The sequence below is a fragment of the Nonomuraea sp. NPDC003201 genome (genome assembly GCF_053590415.1).
The window spans coordinates 1-19,887 of the sequence record NZ_JBSFTC010000222.1; the positions used below are offsets into that span (position 1 = coordinate 1).

Below are 19,887 nucleotides of genomic sequence, written 5' to 3' on the forward strand. Positions count from 1 at the left end.
GCGGCGGCCGCGGTCGCGCTCGGCGCCGTCGCCGTGGACGCCCGCCGCGACCTGAGCGACCTGACCGCCAGGAACGACGAGGTGATCGCCGTGCTGGCCGCGCCCGACGCCGAGACGGTACGTCAGCCCGCCACCTCCGGCGGCACCGGCACGGTCGTGATCTCCCGCGCCAGGGGACGCATGGTGTTCGCCTCGTCCGGCCTGGCCGAACTGCCCCGCTCCAAGGGCTACGAGCTGTGGCTGATGGGCCCGGACGGCCCCCGCCCCGCCGGGATGCTCGACCGGGCCGAGAGCGGCCTGACCGCACCGCTGCTGATCACGCCGGAGCGGGGGGACGACCGCGTGGCGCTCACGGTCGAGCCGGCGGCCGGTTCCGGCAGGCCCACGACCCAGCCGATCCTGCTGGCCGAGCTCCCCGAGGCCTGACACGCAGTTAGGGACTTGGTCACGCGCGTTTGATCGTAGATAGTGCAGGGCATGCGTATCTTCGCGGCCCTGGCGCTGGCCGCCGCACTGTTACCCGTCTTACCCGTGCCCGCGGCGGCCGCCGAGGCGGGCGCGGCCGGCGTGGTGCCCGTCCAGGTCACGGGCTCCCCGGCCAGGCGATTCAACCTGATCATCATGGGGGACGGCTACACCGAGCCGGAACAGGCCAAGTTCCGGGCCGACGTGGACCGGCACCTCAACGTGATGTGGTCGATCGAGCCGTTCAAGACGTATCGCAACTACATCAACGTCTACCGCGTGGACATCGTCTCCGGCGAGTCGGGCATCAGCTGCGACCCCGGACTGGACTCGCCGAAGAAGGTCACCCCGCTCGGCATGGGCTTCTGGGGCCGCTGCAACCCCGGCAGCGTCCAGCGGCTGATCACCATGGACAACACCGCCGCCACCCGCTACGCCGACCTGGTCACCGGCACCTCCTCCGGCAACCGGCAGATCCTCGCGCTCGGCAACAGCGGCACGTACGGCGGCGCCGGCGGCTCGTACGCCACCGCCTCGGGCAGCAACAGCATGTCCGCCCTGATCAGCCCGCACGAGCTGGGCCACTCCCTGGGCGGCCTCCAGGACGAGTACGACTACTACCAGCGCGGCGTCCCCGGCGGCGCCTACCCCGGAGCCGAGCCGTCCAGCCCTCACCACACCCTGCTGACCGAGCAGCAGATGAAGGACCAGCAGAAGAAGTGGTGGCGCTGGCTGGGCGAGCCCAGCGAGTCGGGCGGCCCCATCGGCCGCTACGAGGGCGGCCTGTACTACACGACCGGCGTCTGGCGGCCCAGCCGGCACTCGATGATGAAGACCCTCGGCTACGCCTACGACCAGGTCAGCCGCGAGGTCATGGTCCAGCGCATCACCGCCAAGACCATGGTCATCCAGGACGCCACGCCCAACCAGCAGCCCGTCGGCGCCGACCGGGTGCTGTGGGTCGAGCCGATGCGCCCCGTCGGCCATTCGCTGACGACCACCTGGAACGTGGACGGCAAGGACCACGCGAGCCACGAGGACGCCCTCGACCTGCGCACCCTCGGCCTCACCCCGGGCACGCACACCGTGACGGCCACCGTCTCGGACCCGACCGAGTTCGTCAGGGACCCGGCGATCAGGGCGGCCATCACCAAGTCCCGCACCTGGACGGTGGACACGTCGCTGACCACCCCGCCGGACGGCGCCGAGGCCGCGTTCGTCTCCGCCACCCCCACCGACCGGCCGCTGGGCCGCGCCGACGTCGTGTACGTGGAGACCACCCATCCGGCCGCGACCGTGCCCGAGGTGACGTGGACCGTGGACGGCCGCCCGGCGGGCACCGGCACCGACCTCGACCTGGGCAGGCTGAACCTGCAACCGGGCACGCACACCCTCGTCGCCGCCCTCGGTGGCCAGACCCTCAACTGGCAGGTCGACGCGAGCCTGCCCGCCACCCGCTACGAGCTGTCCGAGCCGCTCGCCGCGGTCGGCGACGCCTACGTCTACAACGGCCCCTTCTCCATGCGGCTGGCGGGCGAGGACGACCGCGGCGGCTACGTGGTCTCGGAGTCCCGGGTGGACGGGGACGGCTGGTTCAACTACTTCGGCTGGCCCACCTCGTCGGAGCTGCCGTGGACGTTCAGCGAGGAGGGCACGGTCATCGACTCCCTCGTGTACGGGAAGCTGCCGCGCGGCAGGCACACGATCGAATACCGCTCGATCGACGCCGCGGGCAACCAGGGCACGCCGAAGAGCTTCACCGTCACCACGATCGCCCCGCCGCCCGCCTGCACCCGCACGGTCACCGGCGTCTACCAGGGCGCCCTCGTCGCCGCCGACGGCGTCACCTGCCTCGACGGCGCCCAGATCAGCGGGCCCATCACGGTGAAGCCCGGAGCCTCGCTCGTGGTCAAGGGCGGCCGGATCGCCGGCACGCTGACCGCGGCGCAGCCCGCCGCCGTGCACCTGCTCAAGGCCTCCCTCACCGGCGCGCTCAACGTCAGCGGCGCCAAGGCGCTGACCATCGTGGGCGCCGACCTGCGCGGCGCCGTCCTGCTGGCCGGCAACACGGCGCCGATCCTGTCGGGCAGCACGATCAGCGGCGCGCTGCTGTGCACGGGTGACAAACCCGTCGACCTCGGCGTGCCCAACAAGGGCGCGCGTTCGTGCGTCCGGCTAGCCGCGGCCGCCAGGGGAGGCGCTTACGAGGCGGTCGAGCACCGCGGTAAGTGAGCCGAACGAGGCCTCGCGGAGCCTGGCGTACTCCTCCTCCGGATACTGCCGGGGTCCGTTCTCCACCAGCAGGATCAGGTAGAGGTAGGCGCGGTAGAGGTCGATGCGGGTGCGCGCCGCCGGGGTGAGCTCCAGCGGCGTCACCTCGCGGTAGCCCGCCAGCAGCGGGTCGTCCTCAGCCAGCTCGCCGAAGATCGTCGGCGTGACGAACTCGGCGAGCGGGTCGCCCCAGAAGGCCCGTTCGTGGTCGATGATGGCCTGGATCCGGGGCGGGCCGCTGACGTCGAGGAAGACGTTGCCCGGCCAGACGTCGAAGTGCACCAGCCGCGGCGTCGTCACCTCGTCGAGCACCGGCGACGCCGCCTCGATCAGCGCCATGATCTCCCCGGGGGAGCGCGGCAGCGGCGTCGGGTAGCGCTCGGTGTCGCCGACCAGCGCCCCCACCATCGCCAGGAACGCCTGCCGCCAGGTGGCGCCGACGATCCCGGCGTGCGGGTAGCCGAAGACCTCGCCGCTCACCGCGTTGAACCTGGCCAGGTGGCGGCCCAGCTCCCGGCGCAGCGCCTCCTCGCCCTCCGGCTTGACGTCGTTCCACGAGACCCCGTCGAGCGCGTCGAGCAGCAGGTAGTCGCCGCCCAGCACCGGGTCGTCGAACCCGGCGCGCAGCAGCGTCGCCACCGGCACGCCCGCCTGCGCCGCCAGCTCGTACGCGGCGGCCTCCATGCGCAGCAGGTTGCGCTCGTAGCTGAGCTGGTCGAGGTCGGGCGGCGGGGACAGCTTGAGCACCACCTCGCGTCCGTCGTCCAGCTTGAGCCGCCAGACGGCGTTGGCGTAGCCGTCGGTCAGCTCGGTGACGGCCACGACGCCCGTGCCCAGCGCGCGGCGGAGCAGGGCGTCGAGCTCGGCGTCGGATAAGCGGCGCTTGGTTCTACTGTCCACGGGAGCCTTTCACGCTGACTGCCGGCGTACCAGGTGGGTGTCGAGGATCACGACCGGCTGGCGCAGCTCCTCGCCGTTGATCCGGGCCACCAGCAGCTGCGCCATCTGCCGGCCCATCTGCTCGGTCGGCTGGTGGACGGTGGTCAGCGGCGGGTCGGCGTGCAGCGCGGCCTTGGAGTCGTCGAACCCGATCACCGCCACGTCCTCCGGGATCGCCCGCCCCGCCGCCTTGAGCACGCGCATCGCGCCCAGGGCCATCGGGTCGGACGCGGCGAAGACCGCGTCGAGATCGGGATGGCTCGCCAGCAGCTGGGTCATCGCCGCCGAGCCGCTCTCCTCCGAGAAGTCGCCGTACACCACCAGCTCCGGCAGCCCGGCGGGCAACAGCGCGTCGCGATAGCCGGCCAGACGGTCGACGCCCACGCCCATGTCCTGATGACCGGCGATGGTGGCGATGCGCGTGCGGCCGAGGCCCAGCAGGTGTTTGACCGCCTGCCGGGCCCCTGCCCGGTTGTCCATGTCGACGTAGCTGTAGGGGTCGAGCCCGACGGGCCGGCCGCCGAGCACGGTCGGCACGCCCATCTCCTCGAGCCGCCCCGGCAGCGGGTCGGCGCCGTGCAGCGACAGCAGCAGCACGCCGTCGACGTGCTGCCCCGTCAGGTAGTGCTCCAGCCGGTCGTACTCCTCGGGGGTGCGGGCCATCGCCAGGATGAGCTGCAGCCCGGTCTCCGACAGCGCCGAGCCGATGCCGCGGATGGTGCCCGCGAAGAACGGGTCGTCGAACACCCGCAGCTGCGACTCGGACACCACCAGGGCCACCGCGTCGGTGCGGCGCGTCACCAGGGCGCGCGCCGCACGGTTGGGCACGTAGCCCAGCTCGCGGATGGCCAGCTCCACGGCCTCGCGGGCCTTGGCGCTGACGTTCGGCGAGCCGTTGATGACTCTAGACACCGTGCCCCGGCCCACCCCGGCCCGAGCCGCGACTGCCTCAAGAGTCGGTCGGTTCATGGCGCCTATTCTGCCGGATGATCTCCGAGTACCAGAGCGCGCTGTCCTTGATCAGCCGTTCCTGCGTCTCGAAGTCCACGCGCACCAGGCCGAACCGCTTGCCGTAGCCCCAGGCCCACTCGAAGTTGTCCATCAGTGACCAGGCGAAATAGCCCTCCAGGGGCACGCCGGCCTCGATGGCCGCCTTGCAGGCGCCGAGGTGCGCCTCCACGTACGCCTGCCGCTCCCGGTCGTGGATCCGGCCGTCCTCGAGCACGTCCTCGAAGGCGGCGCCGTTCTCGGAGACCACCATGGGGATCGGCGGGTACTCCCGCGCGATCCTCGTGAGCACCTCCACCAGGCCGCTCTCGTCGATCTCCCAGCCCATCGCGGTGACCGGGTAGCCGGCGCTGACGAACGACACGTGCTCGCTGCCCACCCACGGCGAGGCCGAGTCGGTGGGGGCCGCCGCCGCCGACTGCCTGCCGCCTGGTGCTCCCGAGACCGTGAAGCGGCTGTAGTAGTTGACGAGCAGCAGGTCGATGGGTGCGTTGATGGTCTTCATGTCGCCGGGCTCGATGAAGTCGATCTCGAGCGGCAGGTCGGCCAGCACGTCCTCCGGATAGCGGCCGGTGAGCAGCGCGTCCAGGAAGAACCTGTTCTGCAGCCCGTCGATGCGCCGGGCGGCCTCCAGGTCCTCCGCGCTGTCGGTGGCGGGGGTGACCGCGTACAGGTTGACGCAGCCGCCGACGCGCCGGGCGTCCATCGCCTGGACGGCCAGCCCGTGCGCCAGGTTGAGGTGGTGCGCGCCCCTGATCGCGTTCTCCGGCTCCCGCCTGCCGGGGGCGTGCTCCCCCGAGGCGTAGCCGAGGAACGCGGCGCACCATGGCTCGTTGACGGTGCTGAAGGTGTGGATGTGGTCCTTCAGCGCCTCGTGCACGGCCGCGGCGTAGTCGGCGAAGCGGTAGGCCGTGTCGCGGTTGGGCCAGCCGCCCTTGTCCTCCAGCTCCTGGGGCAGGTCCCAGTGGTAGAGGGTGAGCCAGGGGTCGATGGAGTGCCGGCGGAGCTCGTCGGCCAGCCGCTTGTAGAAGTCCAGGCCCTTCTGGTTGGTCCGGCCGGAGCCGGTGGGCTGGATGCGGGGCCAGGAGACCGAGAAGCGGTAGGCCGACAGGCCCAGCTCCGCCATGATCCCGACGTCTTCCCGGTATCGGTGGTAGTGGTCGATGGCCACGTCCGCGTTGTGGCCGTTGAGAATCCGGCCCGGCGTCTTGGTGAAGGTGTCCCAGATGGAGACGCCGCGCCCGTCCTCGTCGACCGCGCCCTCGATCTGGTACGCCGAGGTCGCCGCGCCCCACGTGAAGCCCGCAGGGAAGCGCAGCCCGGCACGCGTCTGTTCCTCTTGTGTCGTCACGCCTTGACCGCACCTTCCATGAGGCCGCCGACGATCTGGCGGCCGAATGCGACGAATACTGCGATGAGCGGAATGATGGACAACGCCGTTCCCGCGAAGATCAACGTGTAGTTCGTGGAGAACCTGGCGTTGAGCGAGGTGATCGCGATCTGCACGGTCGGGTTGTCCGGGGTCAGCACGATCAGCGGCCACATGAAGTCGTTCCACATGAGCATGAACGTGTTGATGCCGAGCACCGCCATGCCCGGACGTACGGCGGGCAGGACGACGTTCCACCAGATCCGCAGCGTGGCGGCGCCGTCCACCCGGGCGGCCTCGACCAGCTCCATCGGCACGGCCTGGCGAGTGTACTGCGTCATCAGGAACACGCCGAACCCGTTGAGCAGGTACGGGAGGATGACCGCCTTGAGCGTGCCGGTCCACTCCAGGCTCACCATGAGCCGGTAGAGGGGCACCACGCCCATCTGCTGCAACGGCACCGCCATCGTCAGCAGCACGAGCACCAGCAGCAGGTTCCTGCCCTTGAAGCTCAGGTTCGCGAAGGCGAAGCCGGCCAGCGTGGAGATGATCACCACGGACACGGTGACGATGCTCGACACGATGAACGAGTTCGTCAGGCCCAGCAGGAACTTGGCGTCCTCGTTGTTGAGCACCGCGACGATGTTCTCGCCCAGGTTCCCGCCCGGCAGGAACGGCGGCGGCATCGCGACGGCGTCGGCGTTCGTACGGGAGGCGATGACGAGCATCCAGTACAGCGGGAACGCCGACAGCAGGACGGCCAGGGCCAGCATGAGCCGGGTGGCGAGGGTCGGGGAGAAGTTGTTCATCGCGTGCCCCCGATCCTGCGCACGAACAGGAAGTTGATCGCCGCTCCAATGAGGATGAGCAGGAACAGCAGCCAGGCGGCCGCCGCGGCGTAGCCGTAGTCGAACTCGCGGAAGCCCTGCTTGACAATGAACATGGCCACCGTCTGGAACTGTCCCTGCGAGCCGCCGTCGACATTGCCGTTGTAGAACGTGGTCGGCTCGGAGAACAGCGTCAGGCCGCCGATCGTGGAGTTGAGCACCACGAAGATCATCGTCGGGCGCAGCATCGGCAGCGTGATCTGCCAGAACTGCCTGCGCCGCGACGCGCCGTCGATCGCGGCGGCCTCGTACAGGTCGCGGGGGATCGTCTGCATGCCGGCCAGGAAGATGATCGCGTTGTAGCCGGTCCAGCGCCAGTCGACCATGGTGGCGATGGCGATCCACGACGGGATGCGCTCGGCCCGCCAGTTCGTGTTGTCCACGCCGAACCCGCTCAGGATCCAGTTGACCAGGCCCCAGTCGCGGGCGTACAGCTGCGTGAACACCACCGCGACCGCGACCACCGACGTGACCAGCGGCAGCAGCACGCTCATGCGGATGGCCAGGCGGAGCTTCAGGCGCTTGTTCAGCGCGTTGGCCAGGAGCAGCGCGAGGATCATCTGGGGGACGGTGGCGAGGACGAACATGCCCACCGTGTTGACCACGGCGTTCCAGAAGTCCTCGTCCCCGAGCAGGGCGGTGTAGTTGCCCAGCCCGGTCCACTCCACGGTCCCGGCCAGGTCGTAGTCGTAGAGCGAGTAGTACAGGGTGAAGGCCAACGGGAACAGCCCGAAGGCGGCGAACAGCAGGAAATAAGGGGACACCAGGGCGTACGGCATCGCTTTGACGTCGAATCGTGAACGCCAGCGGCGGCCGGGCGGACGGGCGCGGCGATGGTTGTTCCGCGCCGCCCGCGGAAGGGTGTCGAGGCTCATAGCAGACCTTTCGGCGGCAACAAGCCCGGCCCGCTGCTCGCGGGCCGGGCGGGGAGACTAGCCCGCGGCCTTCACCGCGTCGTCGACCAGCTGCTGCCAGGCCTTGTCGTACGGGACGGAGCCGTCGTCCATGCCCTGGATGACGGACTCGATGGCGTTCTTGACCTGGGCGTGCTTCACGCCGAGGAAGACCGGCTGCAGGCTCGACGCGGACTTGGCGAAGATCTCACCGATGGGGGCGTCGTTGAAGAACTCGTTCTTGGCGCCCTGCACGGCCGGGTCCTGCTGGGCCTTGGTGTTGCTCGGCATGTTGCCGAAGTCCGTGAAGATGCTCGCCTCGGTCTGCGCGTTGGTCAGGAAGTCGGCGACCATCGCGGCTTCCTTCGGGTGCTTCGACTGCTTGGGCACGGCCAGCCAGGAGCCGCCCCAGTTGCCGCCGCCGCCCGGCACGCTGGCCACGTCCCACTTGCCCTTGCCGCCGTCGCCGGCGTTGCCGCTGACCACGCCGAGCATCCAGGACGGGCAGCCGACCGTGGCGAACGCGCCCTTCTGGGTGCCCGCCGCCCACTCGTCGGTGAAGTTGCGCAGCTTGGCCGTCAGGCCCTGCTGGCTCATCTTCGTGGCGAAGTCGAAGCCCGCCTTCACCGCCGGGTTCTTGTCGACGATGAGGTTGTTGTCCTTGTCGAAGTACGTCACGTTGCCGTTCTTGGCCGCCTCCTGGTAGAGGACGACCTGGTAGAGCGTGTTCGTGCCGTCGGCGAACTTGGTGCCCTTGACCTTCGACTGGAACGTCTTGGCGACGTTCATGAACTCATCCCAGGTCGGCCAGAGCGCGCTGACCTTGTCACGCTCGGTCGGCAGCCCGGCCTTCTTGAACAGGTCCGTGCGGTAGCAGAGGCTCATGCCGCCGATGTCGGTGCCCAGGCCGAACAGCTTGCCGTCGGCCGTGACGCCGTTCTCCCACTTCCACGCCGGGAAGTCCGCCTTGCGGGACTCCAGGCCGTACTCCTTGAGGTCGGCCCACCATTCGGGGTGCGCCTTGGCCAGGCCCATGCCGCCCTCGTCGATGCCGACCACGTCGCCCGCGCCGTTGCCGGCCTGCAACCACTGGATCATCTGCGGCCAGTACTGCTGCTCGAACTGGTCGGTCAGGTGCTCTTCCTTGATCTGGATGTCCTTGTGCTCGGCGTTCCACTTCGTGATGGCGTTCTTGTAGCCGAAGTTGGTGCCGCCGCCAAAGGTCTGAACGCGGATGGTGACCGGCTCAGCCGCCGCGGAGGAGGCGGGAGCGCTGCTGGACCCCGTGGCGGTGCCGCCGCCGGAGCTGCAGGACGCGACGGTCAGCGCCGCCACGGCCAGAGCAGAGGCCGCGGCGAGACCGCCGCGACGCTTGCTGATCATCATGGGTGGACCCCTTCTCGGGTGAATGTTGGGGGAGTGCACCGCGGCTCGCGCTCCGCCGCGGTGGGAGTCTTTGGGAGCGCTCCCACAAAGGGTGCACTTACGTGGTCTGCACGTCAATCCACCGAAACGCAACCGTTACCAATGAGGCGGTTTGTCACTCTAGAACCGGATTTTTCGCGTTATACCTCGCAAAGGGCGGCTTGGGAGCGCTCCCACCTCAAGAGACATCTTTTGTGTCGCATCAAGGGCATGTCACCCGCACCCACCACGCTTTCTCCCGGTCACGCCACCAGTGAGAACCCCGGCCGGAAGCGTAAGCCGCTTGAGCCGCCTCCGGCGGTTCCCGGGACGGCACGGCATGGCCCTCCGCAACGGGGCGTCGCGCGCGAACGGCTCAAGCCGGCAACGGGCGGGTGCGGCTGCCGGGACGGCTCATGTGCGGCAGGCGGTGGCGCGTTCCCGGAGGAGGGTGCGTTCGCGGGCGTTGCGGGTCATGTCCGCCGCTCTCTCGAACTCGGTCCGGGCCTCTTCCCTCCGGCCCAGCTTGAAGAGCAGGTCTCCTCGTACGCTCGGCAGCAGGTGGTAGTCCTTGAGGGACGGCTCGTCGGCGATCTGGTCGAGGAGCTGGAGGCCGACCGCGGGGCCGTAGGCCATGGAGAGGGCGACGGCCCGGTTGAGCTCGACGATGGGGGAGCGGGACAGCTTGGCCAGCGCCTCGTACAGGCTCGCGATGCGTACCCAGTCGGTGTCCTCCGGGTTGAGAGCGCGCGCGTGGCAGGCGGCGATGGCGGCCTGGAGGGTGTACGGGCCGAGCGTGCCGTCCCCCAGCTTCTCGGCCTGGTCCAGGGCGGTGAGGCCGCGGTGGATGAGGAGGCGGTCCCAGCGGGCGCGGTTCTGGTCGAGGAGGAGGATGGGCTCGCCGGACGGGCTCACGCGGGCCGCCGATCTGGAGGCCTGGATCTCCATGAGGGCGACCAGGCCGTGCACCTCCGGCTCCTTGGGCATCAGGCCGGCCAGGACCCGGCCCAGCCGGAGCGCGTCCTCGCACAGGGCGGGACGCATCCAGTCGTCGCCGGCCGTCGCCGAATAGCCCTCGTTGAAGATCAGGTAGATGACCTCCAGGACCGATTCCAGGCGTGCCGCCAGCTCGGTGGCCTGGGGGACCTCGAAGGGGATCTTCCTGTCGGCCAGGGTTCGCTTGGCGCGGACGATCCGCTGCGCCACCGTGGACTCCGGGACGAGGAACGCCCGGGCGATCTCGTCGGTGGTCAGGCCGCCGAGCACGCGGAGCGTGAGGGCCACCCGGGCCTCCACGGAGAGCGCCGGGTGGCACGCCGTGAACACCAGCCGCAGGAGGTCGTCCTCGATCTCGTCCACCTCGGGCAGGTCCTCGTCCGTGTCGAGCCGGTGGCCGAGCTCGATCAGGTTACGTTCGAGGCGTTCGTTCCTGCGGATCAGGTCGATGGCGCGGCGCTTGGACACCGTCATCAGCCAGGCGCCGGGGTTGCGGGGCACGCCGGACTCCGGCCACTGCTCCAGGGCGGCGACCAGCGCGTCCTGGGCCAGCTCCTCGGCCAGGCCGACGTCGCGCACCAGCCCGGCGAGCCCGGCGATGAGCCGGGCCGCCTCGATCCGCCACACCGCCTCGATGGCCCGATGGGTCTCCGTCCCCCGGCGGGGGACGGCCTGGGTTCGGGCCTGGTCGTCGGTGTCGGAAGCCATCACCGGCCCATGAGAGCAGCCCGAAGGCGCCGATGGCAACCCGGGCGGCGCGCGTCCCGTCATGTGTCCCAGGGAGCGGTCAGGGTCGGGGCGGGCGCGTGGGTCAGGGGTTGGGCGTGTCGACGCCGAGGCGGTCGCGTAGCGCTTGTTCGCGGTCCCGCTCGTCCGCGGGCAGCGAATCGTCCGGTACGTCCGAAGCGTCGAACACCCGCCACACGTCCAGCCCGATCCCGTCGTACCCCGGCGGCACCGGCACGCGCATCGCCCATTCGATCGCCTCTTCCCGGGACTTGACCTGGATCAGCCAGAAGCCGGCGATGAGCTCCTTGGCCTCGGCGAAGGGGCCGTCGATCACGGTCGCCTTGCCGCCGCTGTACGCGATCTGGGCCCCCTGCGAGCTCGGGTAGAGCCCTTCGGCCGCGAGCAGCACGCCCGCCTTGGTCAGCGCCTCGTTGTAGGCGTGCATGTCGTCCACGACCTCCTGGCTGGGCAGCGCCCCGGCCTCGGTCTCCGCGTTGGCCTTGCCGACGATCATGAATTTCATGGGTGATGTCTCTCTTTCGTCCGGTTCGAGCTCTCGTCGAACGCGTCGAACGGCGACAGGCGGGATCGACACGTACGCGAGAGATTCACTTCGCGAACAGCCGGGCCGCGATGCCGTCCAGAACGTACTCGAGCCCGGTCTCGAACTGCCAGCCCGGCCGGTCCTTGTGCCTGCCCTCGTGGATGTACTGCCGGAAGCCGGGGTAGCGGCCGGTGTCGAGGAGGTACGTGAGCTGCGGGGCCATGCTGAGGTAGACCTGCTGCTCGCTGGACCAGCCCTGACCCGCCATGAGCCGGCGCATCGCGATCTCGGCGCCGGTGACTCCCTGCGTGTAGGAGCCGACGGTGTTGACGACGGTCATCTTGGTGTCGGCGTCCAGGTCAAGGCCGTCGACGGCGCGCAGCGAGCGTTCCGCCACCGCCAGGCGGTTGGGGGTGACGGCGAGCATCGCGCTCGGCGGGAGCTGGGCGAGCCAGAGGTGCTTCAGCACCAGCTCGCGCGTCCTGACGGCGATCTCCCGCAGCGTCTCCCGCCATCCCGCCGTCTCGCCGGGCAGCTCCAGCTCGCCGTAGACGTGGTCGGCCATCAGCTCCAGCAGCTCGTCCTTGCCCGACACGTACCGGTACGCGGCCATCGGGGCGACGCCCAGCTCGGTGGCCAGCCGCCGCATGGTGATGGCGTCGAGGCCCTCCGCGTCCGCGACGCCCACGGCGGTGGTGGCGATGCGGTGCGGGGACAGGGTCTGGCGTGGGGCGGGCGCCGGGCGCTCGAGGCGGGCCCACAGCGGGGGCCTGTCATTGGGCTTGCGCGGGGCAGCCATGGATCACCCTCCTCCCGACGAGTTGGTGTACAACGTATCAGAAGTAGACGACGTACACGCTGATCTACAATGTAAAGGCGTCGAGCTGGTCGAGAAAGGCGCGTGTGGTCGGGGCGCAGTCGTCCGCCGACGGAACGGCCAGGGCCAGCGAACGGGTCATCGTCGGCTCCAGGGGCCGGGTGACGACGGTGCCCAGGTCGGCGGGGAGGCCGAGGGCCGGGACGATGCTGACGCCCAGCCCCGCGGCCACCATCTCCAGGATGGCGGCGGGCCCGCTGGCCTCGAAGGCGACGTCGAGCCGTACCTGGGCCGTCAGCGCCGCACCCATGATGAGGGGACGGCAGCCGGCGGTGGTCAGGATGAACGGCCTGCCCTCCAGATCGGCGAGAGTGACGGCCGGGCGGGCGGCCAGGGAGTGGTCGGCGGGCAGCGCGGCGACCATGTCGTGGGTGCTCAGGTGGACGGTGCGCAGGCCGGGCGCGGGGAGGGTGACGACGCCGACCTCGGCGGCGCCGCGGTGCAGCCATTCGCGGATGTCGTCGTCCATGCCCTCGAAGAGGCGTACGCGGACCTGCGGGTAGCGGTCGGTGAACGCGCGCAGCAGCTTGGCGACGAGCGTGCCGGTGGCGCTGGGGAGGCTGGCCAGGCGGAGTTCGCCGGTGATCTGGCCGCTGGCGGCGGCCACGTCGGCGCGGATGAGGTCGAAGTGGCGCAGGCGGGCGCGGGCGCGGGCGAGGGCTCGCCGGCCGGCCTCGGTGAGGGCGATGCCGTCGCGGTGGCGGACGAACAGGGCGGCGCCGAGCTCGCGTTCGAGGGCGGCGATGGCGCGGCTGACCGCGGGCTGGGGCATGCCGGTGTGCTCGACGGCGGCGGTTCCGGCGCTGGCGGCGTGGGTGGCCCGGTTCGCGGCCGCGGTCGGCGCGGGGGAGCGGCTCTCGGTGGCGGGGCACGACATCGGCGGTGCGGTCGCCCAGCACCTGCTGGTGGAGGGGCAGCCAGAGGTGCGGCGGCTGGCGCTGGTCAACTCGGTCACATACGACTCCTGGCCGGTTCCCGGCGTGGCCCGTTACCGGGATCCGGCCGTGGTGGCGGCCACGACCGTGGAGGAACTGCTGGCCGCCCCCGCAAGGCGGTCACCACCGCGCTCGCCCGGCCGGCCACCGAGGCGGAGCTGGCCGATTACCTTGATCCGTGGAACGACGCGCGGGTGGACCGGTCGTGGATGGCGCTGGCGGGCGCGGCCGACAGCCGTTACACGCTGGACCTGGTGCCCGCACTCAAGGCCGATGGGACGCCGAAGCTGCTGGTGTGGGGGGAGGACGACACGTTCCAGGAGGTCCGGTACGCCGAGCGCTTCGCCGCCGAGGTGCCGAACACGACGCTGGTGCGCGTTCCCGGGGCGGGGCACATCCCGATGGAGCACGATCCGGCCGGGGTCACCCGGGCGCTGGCGGAGTTCTTTCTCGGCTGAGACCACTGCGGGCGACGAGGGCGACGGTGGTGAGCAGGGTCAGCGCGATCGCCAGCGCGGGTGCGGGGCCGGTAGTGAGGTGGAGGGTGGCGCCGGCCAGGGCGCCGAGGAACATCGCGGCAATGGAGGCGGATCGACGCAGGGCGGCCCGGCCCGGCGTGTCGGCGGCCAGGCCCGTGAGGGTCGTGGTGAGGACGTTGGTGACCAGGTCGGGTACGCCGAGCGCTCGTACGGACGCGTTCTGCAGGCCCATGCCGTAGGCGAGCAGCACGATGAGGGCCGCCTGGGCCCAGGCCGTGCGGTGCCCGGCCGTGAGGGCGACGGCGAGGGCGGCGGCGACGAGGAGCGCGTGTACGGCGGTGGCGGCGGCGAACGCCCGTCGCGCGTTCGCGGTGTGCCTGATCACCCGGCCGGCGCTCCAGGCGCCGGCTCCGAAGGCGACGAGGGCCGCCGGGGAGGGCCATTTGGACATCTGGGCCTCCCCGGCCAGGGCGAAGCTGAGGAAGACGATGTTGCCGGTCATGTTGGCGACGAAGACGCGGCCCAGGCCGAGGAAGCTGACGGCGTCCACGAGGCCGGTGACGCAGGCCAGGAGGATCAGCAGGGCGGGCAGGACGCCGTGCGGGTTGGCGCCGCGCGGGAAGAGCCCGTCGGCGACCCGTCGCAGCCCACTCCGGACCAGCCTTCCGGGGCGTCTGCGCGCGGCTGGCATGGTCGGCGGCTCCTTGGCGAGGTCGCGGGCGGTTCGCCTCGGGTCTTCCCCGGTGGCGGGCCGCCGCACTCGCGGGGGTGAAACGCGACGGCCGCACGGCACCGGCCGCCGGGTTCCGCTCGGCACCCCGCCGCACCTGCGGGAAACGCGACGAGCGCGCGTCCCGTTGCGGGACGCGCGCTCGTTTGGCGCTGGGGAAGGCCGGCCAGGAGGTGCCTGGGGGAGTCCAGCCTGGAGGGGGACGGTCCGGTCAGGAGCGGTACTGGGGGTAGCCGTAGCCGACGACCTGGGACTTGGGACGGACGCGCTCCTCGACCTTGCCGTTGCCGGTGTTGCCCTCGACGGTCGAGATGGTGCCGTCGCCGTTGTCCTTCTCGACGAACCCGACGTGCTGGATGTCGTCGAGGTTCTTGCTGCCGCTCCACGAGAAGTACACGATGGCGCCGGGCTTGGCCTCGGTGCCGAAGCGGTGGTTGGCCTGGAACCACTTGGCGTGGGCGACGGTCCAGGCGTCCCAGCCGATCTGCGAGCGGGCGCCGGTCTGGTCGCCGACCCAGGAGACGAACATCGCGCACCAGGCGGCGTTCAGGTAGTCGGTGCGGCTGCCGCCGTCACGGGCGATGGTCTCCGCGGCGCGCTGCGAGTTGGCGTACCAGCGCTGGAACTTGGTGCCGCCGCCGGCCGCGTTCTCGGTGATGCCGACCTGGGACTTGGCGAGCGCCAGGACCTGGCCGGCGGTGACGCCGACCTTGGCCTCGCGCGAGCGCTCGACGTGGTCGGCGACGGTGGCGGTGCTGGCGACGGTGCCGATCGGCTGCTTGTCTGCTGCGGTGGCGCTGGTCATGTGGGCGCCGAACGCGGTTCCGAGGATGGTGGCGCCGAGAAGGACGCGGGCGATGTTGGTCTTCGCAGCAGAGGTAAGACGGATGTTGGCCATCGAGGGGGTTTACTCCTTGCTTCCATGCCGCTTACCGGGTTAGCTGACGGGTTCGGACGTGGAAGCTGCCCTACGGCACCGAAGTGCCGATTCACCCCAAAGGACTGGGTCCCCGGTTCCGCCCGAGGGCGGATTCAGCGGTCACAGGACGTTCCTGTGATGTGTCGTGCGATGGTCGGACAAGTCCGGACAAACCGGACGTATGTCTCAAGAATGCCTCAAACGTAATGCAAAAGGCAAGAGCGTTACAAATCGATAAAGGCCCAGCTAGGCGACCTGCCTGCGAGCCTCGGCCAGAAGCCCCATCATGGCAAGGGATTCGTCGAGCGGCATGATCGAACTTTCGGTCCTGCCTTCGGCCGTCGCGGCCCGGACCTCGCGGAGCTCCCCGGCGTACCCGTTGTCGGCCGGATCGAGGATGTACTCCTCCGGCTCCATGGAGGGCCCGGAGAGCAAAATCCGCGGCGTAGCCCAGAACGGTGCCTGGAGGTCCGCCCGCATCTGAGTTCCTACAACACTGGCATGGTTCGGGTAATTCCCGAGCAACGAAGTCTCCACGAGAGCCTTCCTGCCACCGGGGTAGAGCAGCACGCCGCCGGCCTCCGCATCGACGCCGTTGGGCGCCAGAGTGCCGGTGATCCGCAGGTCGGAGGGCATGCCGAGGAGCAGCTGGGCCAGCCCGAACGGGTAGATCCCGAGGTCCAGGAGCGCCCCGCCGCCGAGCTCCGGCGCCCACAGCCGGTGCTCCGGGTCGTAGGGCTTGGCGAAGCCGAAGGAGGCGTGCACCGAGCGGAGGTCGCCGAAGCGCTCGTCGGCCGCGATCTTCTGGACGAGCGGGTTGAACCGCATCCACATCGCTTCCATCAGGAACACGCCCGCCTCGCGCGCCAGGCGTACCATCTTCTCCGCGTCGTCCACGGTGGCGGCCAGCGGCTTCTCGCACAGCACGGCCTTGCCCGCGGCGATGGCGACCTCGGCCACCTCCAGGTGCTGGGCGTGCGGCGTCGCCACGTAGATCGCGTCCACGGCCGGGTCGGCGGCGAGCCGCTCATAGGAGTCGTACGCGGACTCCGCCCCCAGCGTGGCGGCCAGCGCCTGCGCCCGCCCCAGGTTCCTCGATCCGACGGCGGCCACCCGCATGCCCGGTTCGGCCGCGATGGCCGCCCCGACGGTCCGCGCGATATTCCCTGTCGCCGCTATGCCCCACGCAAAATCCCGCACGCGGGAGATCGTAGACGAGTCAGGTCATGTTGAACGTGTCGGGGTCGGGTCCGATCCGCTGGCCCCTGTTCATCGCGCCGATGGCGGCCATGTCCTCGGCGTCGAGGATGAAGTCGAAGACGCCGATGTTCTCGGCGATGCGCGCCGGGGTGACCGACTTGGGGATCGCGACGTGGCCCAGCTGCAGGTGCCAGCGGAGCACGATCTGCGCGGGCGTCTTGCCGCACTTGTCCGACAGCTTGGCCAGCGCGGGGTCGTTCAGCAGGCCCTGGCCCTGGCCGAGCGGGCTCCACGCCTCGGTGAGGATGCCGTTGGCCTCGTGGAAGGCGCGCAGCTCGCGCTGCTGGAGGTACGGGTGCAGCTCGATCTGGTTGATGGAGGGCACGAGGTCGGTCTCGTTCATGAGCCGGGTGAGGTGGGCGATGCTGAAGTTGGAGGTGCCGATGGCCTTGGCGCGCCCGTCACGGTAGATCTTCTCGATCGCCTTCCACGCCTGCACGTACTTGTCCTGCTGCGGCACCGGCCAGTGGATGAGGAAAAGGTCGATGTAGTCGAGGCCTAGCCGGGCCAGGGACTCGTCGAAGGCCGCCTCCGCGCGGCCGTGGTCGGCGTTCCACAGCTTGGTGGTCACGAACAGCTTCCGGCGTGGCAGCTCACTTTCGCGTACGGCCTGCCCCACGCCTTCTTCGTTGCCGTACGCGGCGGCGGTGTCCACGTGCCGGTAACCGGCCTTGAGCGCGGTCGTGACGGCCCGCGCGGCCTCGTCGGCGGGCACCTGCCAGACGCCGTAGCCGAGCTGCGGGATCTGCACGCCGTCGGTGTTGAGCATGAGCGAGTTCATGCTCTCCATTGTTCACGTCGCGTTTCTGGTGGCTTAAGGCGGCGGGGCTAGCTTGAAGCGGTCGTGAACGGGCCATCACCCGGCTGGGAGGACAGGAGTGGTCGAACAGGCGTCGGCCTGGGTGGAGTCACCGCTCCAGATGCTGTGCGCCGTCGAGGCCCATTACGCGGGCGTGCTCGGCCCCGAGACGGTGGTCGTGCCGCGCGCCGGTCTGCGGCCGTTGAAGGCCACGCGTCGGGAGCTGAGGTCTCTCGGGCTGCCCGACGGCCTGGAGCTGGCGGAGCCGCGTGAGCGCATGCCCAGGCGCGTGCAGGCCGTCGGTGACGCCTTCTCCGGCAGGGTGCAGGTGCGCTGGCTCACCTCGCGTCCCGGACGCATCGTCATCGTGGACGATGGGCTGGCCACGCTCCGGCTGCTGGAGCTGCTGGCCGCGGGGCCGTACCGGCCGCTGCTGCGGGCCAGGGCCCAGCCGGCCAAGCTGCGCTCCGTGCTGGGCCTGGCGGCCGCGCTGCGGCTGCGCCTGAGCGACGTGTCGGTCTTCACCGCCCTGCCCGTGGACGAGGCCCTGGCGGACGGCGTACGGCGGGCCGGGATCAACCTGGTACGCCACCAGTTCGACTGGCTGCGCGCCCAGCCGCCCAGCGCGGAGGGGCCCGCGGAGCGCACGGTCGTCCTCGGCACCTCGCTCGTCCGCAACGGGCTCGTGCACCGCGACCACTACCTGCGCTGGCTGACGGACCTGGCGGCCCAGGAGCCGCTCGCGTACTACCCGCACCGCCGCGAGGACCCCGTGGACGTGGCCCTGATCAGGGAGCGCCCCGGCATCACCGTGCACGACGTGGGCGCGCCGGCCGAGCTGACGCTGCGCGGCCTGGACGCGGGCCAGCGCGTGCTCAGCCTGCCCTCGACCGCGATCACCTCGCTGCGGGTGCTGCTCAGCCCGCGCGGTGTCGCCGTGGAGCCCGTGGACGTTCCTGACGACTGGTGGACCAGCAGGGCGGCCCCCGCCCTTCGCTCGCATCTGACAGGAGTGTCCGGTTGAAAGTGTTGGCGGTCGCCGACTCCGACTCGTATCTGAAGTGGGCGGCCTGCCTGCTCGGCGACCTTCCCCCCGGCGGCACGGCAGAGCTCGTGGTGGTGCGCACGCCGATCGCGCCCTCGCCGGAGCAGATCGCCGCCGCCGTGGGCGGTCTGGAGCCGCCGCCGGTGGTCTCGGCGCGGTCCGTGCGGCGGCTGGCCGAGCGCATGCGCCCGGACGTGGTGCTGGTGGCCTGCACGGGCCCGGTGGTGGACGTGCTGGTGGCCGACGTGCTCGGCGACCTGCGGCCGCGGCCGGTGTTCGTGAGCGGGCTGCCGGGGATCTCGGTGCCGGCGACGGAGAAGGCGTGGTTGTTCCGCAGCGGGTGCGACCTGTTCGTGGTGCACAGCGAGCGTGAGGTGGCCGAGTTCTCCGAGATCGCCGGCCGGCTCGGCGGGGGAGGGGCGGTGGGGCTGGCCAGGCTGCCGTTCCTGCGCTCCGGCGTGGTCGCCGGGGGCGGGAACCGGGTCGTGTTCGCCACCCAGGCCAAGGTGCCGCGGGAGCGCCAGGACCGCGAGCGGATCCTGCTGGCGCTGGCCGAGCTGGCCCGGCTGCGGCCCGAGCTGGACGTGGTGGTCAAGCTGCGGGCCCTTGAGGACGAGCGGCAGACGCACAACGAGCGCCACCACTACCAGCGGCTGTGGCGGGAGATGGGCGAGCCGGGGCGGGTGGAGTTCGCGGCGGGGTCGATGCACGACCAGCTCGAACGGGCGGCCGGGTTCGTCACGGTGAGCTCGACGGCGGCGCTGGAGGCGATCGCGCTGGGCGTGCCGTCGCTGGTGCTGGAGGACTTCGGCGTCAGCGCCGAGATGATCAACCTGGTGTTCGAGGGCAGCGGGCTGCTGGGCACGCTCGACGACCTGGCGAAGGGCGGCTTCCGGGCGGCCGCTCCCGAGTGGTGCGAGGCCAACTACTTCCACCCGCCGGCGCACAACGACTGGGCCGGGCGGCTGGCCGGGCTGGTGGCGGGCGGGTCGCGCGTACCGGCCCGATCGCTGCTGGACGGGCCGGAGCACGCGGCGGCGCGGCGGCGGGCCAGGCTGCGGGTGGAGGTGCATCCCTCGATGCTGCGGGCCGGCTACCGGGCCAAGCGCCGCATGCGCCGCTACCTCAAGGCTCTCGGCTGACCACCGCCCTCCCAGCCCGGCGAGCACACCGCCCCACCTGAGCGGCACGCCCGTCCCTCCGGGGGACCGCCTGAGGTGCGGCTCACGCGCGCCTGTTTCCCCGAAGGACCGCCTGGGCTCCCACGGAGGTCAATCCACGATGTCGTATTGGCCGGAGACCGTGGTGCTGGTGACAGGGGCGGCCGGATTCATCGGC

At 70.8% G+C, this 19,887-nt stretch carries 19 protein-coding genes and 1 riboswitch; of the genes, 5 read left to right on the top strand and 14 right to left on the bottom strand.

Annotation, left to right across the window (positions count from 1 at the left end; genetic code table 11):
• Both ACWDX9_RS44745 and ACWDX9_RS44750 read left to right on the top strand, forming a co-directional pair.
• On the top strand, positions 1-426 hold a 426-nt coding region (locus ACWDX9_RS44745), incomplete at its 5' end, for an anti-sigma factor (protein ID WP_449966015.1).
• Between the two features lie 51 nt (positions 427-477).
• Entirely contained in the window at positions 478-2,697 is a 2,220-nt protein-coding gene (locus tag ACWDX9_RS44750; RefSeq protein WP_449966018.1) for a M64 family metallopeptidase, read from the top strand.
• Here the strand turns inward: ACWDX9_RS44750 and ACWDX9_RS44755 are convergent.
• The 10 genes from ACWDX9_RS44755 to ACWDX9_RS44800 all read right to left on the bottom strand — a co-directional run bounded on the left by ACWDX9_RS44755 (position 2,641) and on the right by ACWDX9_RS44800 (position 13,337).
• Entirely contained in the window at positions 2,641-3,636 is a 996-nt protein-coding gene (locus tag ACWDX9_RS44755) for a phosphotransferase family protein (RefSeq protein ID WP_449966021.1), read from the bottom strand. The genes ACWDX9_RS44750 and ACWDX9_RS44755 overlap by 57 nt on opposite strands.
• Positions 3,637-3,645: 9 nt before the next feature.
• Positions 3,646-4,644 (bottom strand): LacI family DNA-binding transcriptional regulator, encoded by a 999-nt coding sequence (locus tag ACWDX9_RS44760; RefSeq protein WP_449966024.1) that lies wholly within the window; start codon positions 4,642-4,644, stop codon positions 3,646-3,648.
• Positions 4,625-6,034: a GH1 family beta-glucosidase gene (locus ACWDX9_RS44765; protein ID WP_449966027.1), complete on the bottom strand. Its 1,410-nt coding sequence runs from the start codon at positions 6,032-6,034 to the stop codon at positions 4,625-4,627. The genes ACWDX9_RS44760 and ACWDX9_RS44765 overlap by 20 nt, the downstream gene beginning before the upstream one ends.
• Positions 6,031-6,861 (bottom strand): carbohydrate ABC transporter permease, encoded by an 831-nt coding sequence (locus ACWDX9_RS44770; RefSeq protein WP_350726814.1) that lies wholly within the window; start codon positions 6,859-6,861, stop codon positions 6,031-6,033. The genes ACWDX9_RS44765 and ACWDX9_RS44770 overlap by 4 nt, the downstream gene beginning before the upstream one ends.
• On the bottom strand, positions 6,858-7,814 hold the full coding sequence (locus ACWDX9_RS44775) for a carbohydrate ABC transporter permease (protein WP_449966030.1): 957 nt from the start codon (positions 7,812-7,814) through the stop codon (positions 6,858-6,860). The genes ACWDX9_RS44770 and ACWDX9_RS44775 overlap by 4 nt, the downstream gene beginning before the upstream one ends.
• Positions 7,815-7,871: 57 nt before the next feature.
• Entirely contained in the window at positions 7,872-9,218 is a 1,347-nt protein-coding gene (locus ACWDX9_RS44780; RefSeq protein ID WP_350726817.1) for an ABC transporter substrate-binding protein, read from the bottom strand.
• A 432-nt stretch (positions 9,219-9,650) separates the two neighbouring features.
• The gene (locus ACWDX9_RS44785; protein ID WP_449966035.1) at positions 9,651-10,940 is read right to left on the bottom strand and encodes an RNA polymerase sigma factor; all 1,290 of its coding nucleotides are present in this window, start codon (positions 10,938-10,940) and stop codon (positions 9,651-9,653) included.
• A 103-nt stretch (positions 10,941-11,043) separates the two neighbouring features.
• Positions 11,044-11,484, bottom strand: coding sequence for a YciI family protein (locus ACWDX9_RS44790; RefSeq protein WP_449966038.1), 441 nt, complete (start codon positions 11,482-11,484; stop codon positions 11,044-11,046).
• Positions 11,485-11,569: 85 nt separating this feature from the next.
• Complete coding sequence (locus ACWDX9_RS44795; RefSeq protein ID WP_449966041.1) at positions 11,570-12,304, bottom strand: TetR/AcrR family transcriptional regulator; 735 nt, start codon at positions 12,302-12,304, stop codon at positions 11,570-11,572.
• A gap of 64 nt (positions 12,305-12,368) precedes the next feature.
• Positions 12,369-13,337 (bottom strand): LysR substrate-binding domain-containing protein, encoded by a 969-nt coding sequence (locus ACWDX9_RS44800; protein WP_449966043.1) that lies wholly within the window; start codon positions 13,335-13,337, stop codon positions 12,369-12,371.
• 174 nt (positions 13,338-13,511) lie between these two features.
• Between ACWDX9_RS44800 and ACWDX9_RS44805 the strand changes: the two genes are divergently transcribed.
• Positions 13,512-13,775, top strand: a complete 264-nt coding sequence (locus ACWDX9_RS44805) for an alpha/beta fold hydrolase (protein ID WP_449966046.1) — start codon at positions 13,512-13,514, stop codon at positions 13,773-13,775.
• Here the strand turns inward: ACWDX9_RS44805 and ACWDX9_RS44810 are convergent.
• The 4 genes from ACWDX9_RS44810 to ACWDX9_RS44825 all read right to left on the bottom strand — a co-directional run bounded on the left by ACWDX9_RS44810 (position 13,741) and on the right by ACWDX9_RS44825 (position 17,486).
• On the bottom strand, positions 13,741-14,487 hold the full coding sequence (locus tag ACWDX9_RS44810; protein WP_449966049.1) for a YoaK family protein: 747 nt from the start codon (positions 14,485-14,487) through the stop codon (positions 13,741-13,743). The genes ACWDX9_RS44805 and ACWDX9_RS44810 overlap by 35 nt on opposite strands.
• Before the next feature lie 250 nt (positions 14,488-14,737).
• Positions 14,738-15,424 (bottom strand): CHAP domain-containing protein, encoded by a 687-nt coding sequence (locus ACWDX9_RS44815; protein WP_449966052.1) that lies wholly within the window; start codon positions 15,422-15,424, stop codon positions 14,738-14,740.
• A 13-nt stretch (positions 15,425-15,437) separates the two neighbouring features.
• Positions 15,438-15,574, bottom strand: a riboswitch (cyclic di-AMP (ydaO/yuaA leader).
• A gap of 117 nt (positions 15,575-15,691) precedes the next feature.
• Positions 15,692-16,645 (bottom strand): Gfo/Idh/MocA family protein, encoded by a 954-nt coding sequence (locus ACWDX9_RS44820; protein ID WP_449966054.1) that lies wholly within the window; start codon positions 16,643-16,645, stop codon positions 15,692-15,694.
• Positions 16,646-16,664: 19 nt separating this feature from the next.
• Positions 16,665-17,486 carry an aldo/keto reductase gene (locus ACWDX9_RS44825; RefSeq protein WP_364247214.1) on the bottom strand — a complete coding sequence of 274 codons (822 nt, stop codon included), beginning with the start codon at positions 17,484-17,486 and terminating at the stop codon, positions 16,665-16,667.
• A gap of 97 nt (positions 17,487-17,583) precedes the next feature.
• On the opposite strand from ACWDX9_RS44825, the gene ACWDX9_RS44830 reads away from it, so the two are divergent.
• Entirely contained in the window at positions 17,584-18,528 is a 945-nt protein-coding gene (locus ACWDX9_RS44830; protein ID WP_449966057.1) for a hypothetical protein, read from the top strand.
• A 2-nt stretch (positions 18,529-18,530) separates the two neighbouring features.
• Complete coding sequence (locus ACWDX9_RS44835) at positions 18,531-19,691, top strand: DUF6716 putative glycosyltransferase (protein WP_449966060.1); 1,161 nt, start codon at positions 18,531-18,533, stop codon at positions 19,689-19,691.
• Positions 19,692-19,887 lie beyond the last annotated feature (196 nt).

What these genes read in the sequence shown, in the direction of transcription:
- ACWDX9_RS44750 (WP_449966018.1), top strand. Translation starts at nt 478, where the DNA reads ATGCGTATCTTCGCGGCCCTGGCGCTGGCCGCCGCACTGTTACCCGTC.
- ACWDX9_RS44760 (WP_449966024.1), bottom strand. Translation starts at nt 4,644, where the DNA reads ATGAACCGACCGACTCTTGAGGCAGTCGCGGCTCGGGCCGGGGTGGGC.
- ACWDX9_RS44770 (WP_350726814.1), bottom strand. Translation starts at nt 6,861, where the DNA reads ATGAACAACTTCTCCCCGACCCTCGCCACCCGGCTCATGCTGGCCCTG.
- ACWDX9_RS44775 (WP_449966030.1), bottom strand. Translation starts at nt 7,814, where the DNA reads ATGAGCCTCGACACCCTTCCGCGGGCGGCGCGGAACAACCATCGCCGC.
- ACWDX9_RS44780 (WP_350726817.1), bottom strand. Translation starts at nt 9,218, where the DNA reads ATGATGATCAGCAAGCGTCGCGGCGGTCTCGCCGCGGCCTCTGCTCTG.
- ACWDX9_RS44785 (WP_449966035.1), bottom strand. Translation starts at nt 10,940, where the DNA reads ATGGCTTCCGACACCGACGACCAGGCCCGAACCCAGGCCGTCCCCCGC.
- ACWDX9_RS44790 (WP_449966038.1), bottom strand. Translation starts at nt 11,484, where the DNA reads ATGAAATTCATGATCGTCGGCAAGGCCAACGCGGAGACCGAGGCCGGG.
- ACWDX9_RS44795 (WP_449966041.1), bottom strand. Translation starts at nt 12,304, where the DNA reads ATGGCTGCCCCGCGCAAGCCCAATGACAGGCCCCCGCTGTGGGCCCGC.
- ACWDX9_RS44810 (WP_449966049.1), bottom strand. Translation starts at nt 14,487, where the DNA reads ATGCCAGCCGCGCGCAGACGCCCCGGAAGGCTGGTCCGGAGTGGGCTG.
- ACWDX9_RS44815 (WP_449966052.1), bottom strand. Translation starts at nt 15,424, where the DNA reads ATGGCCAACATCCGTCTTACCTCTGCTGCGAAGACCAACATCGCCCGC.
- ACWDX9_RS44825 (WP_364247214.1), bottom strand. Translation starts at nt 17,486, where the DNA reads ATGAACTCGCTCATGCTCAACACCGACGGCGTGCAGATCCCGCAGCTC.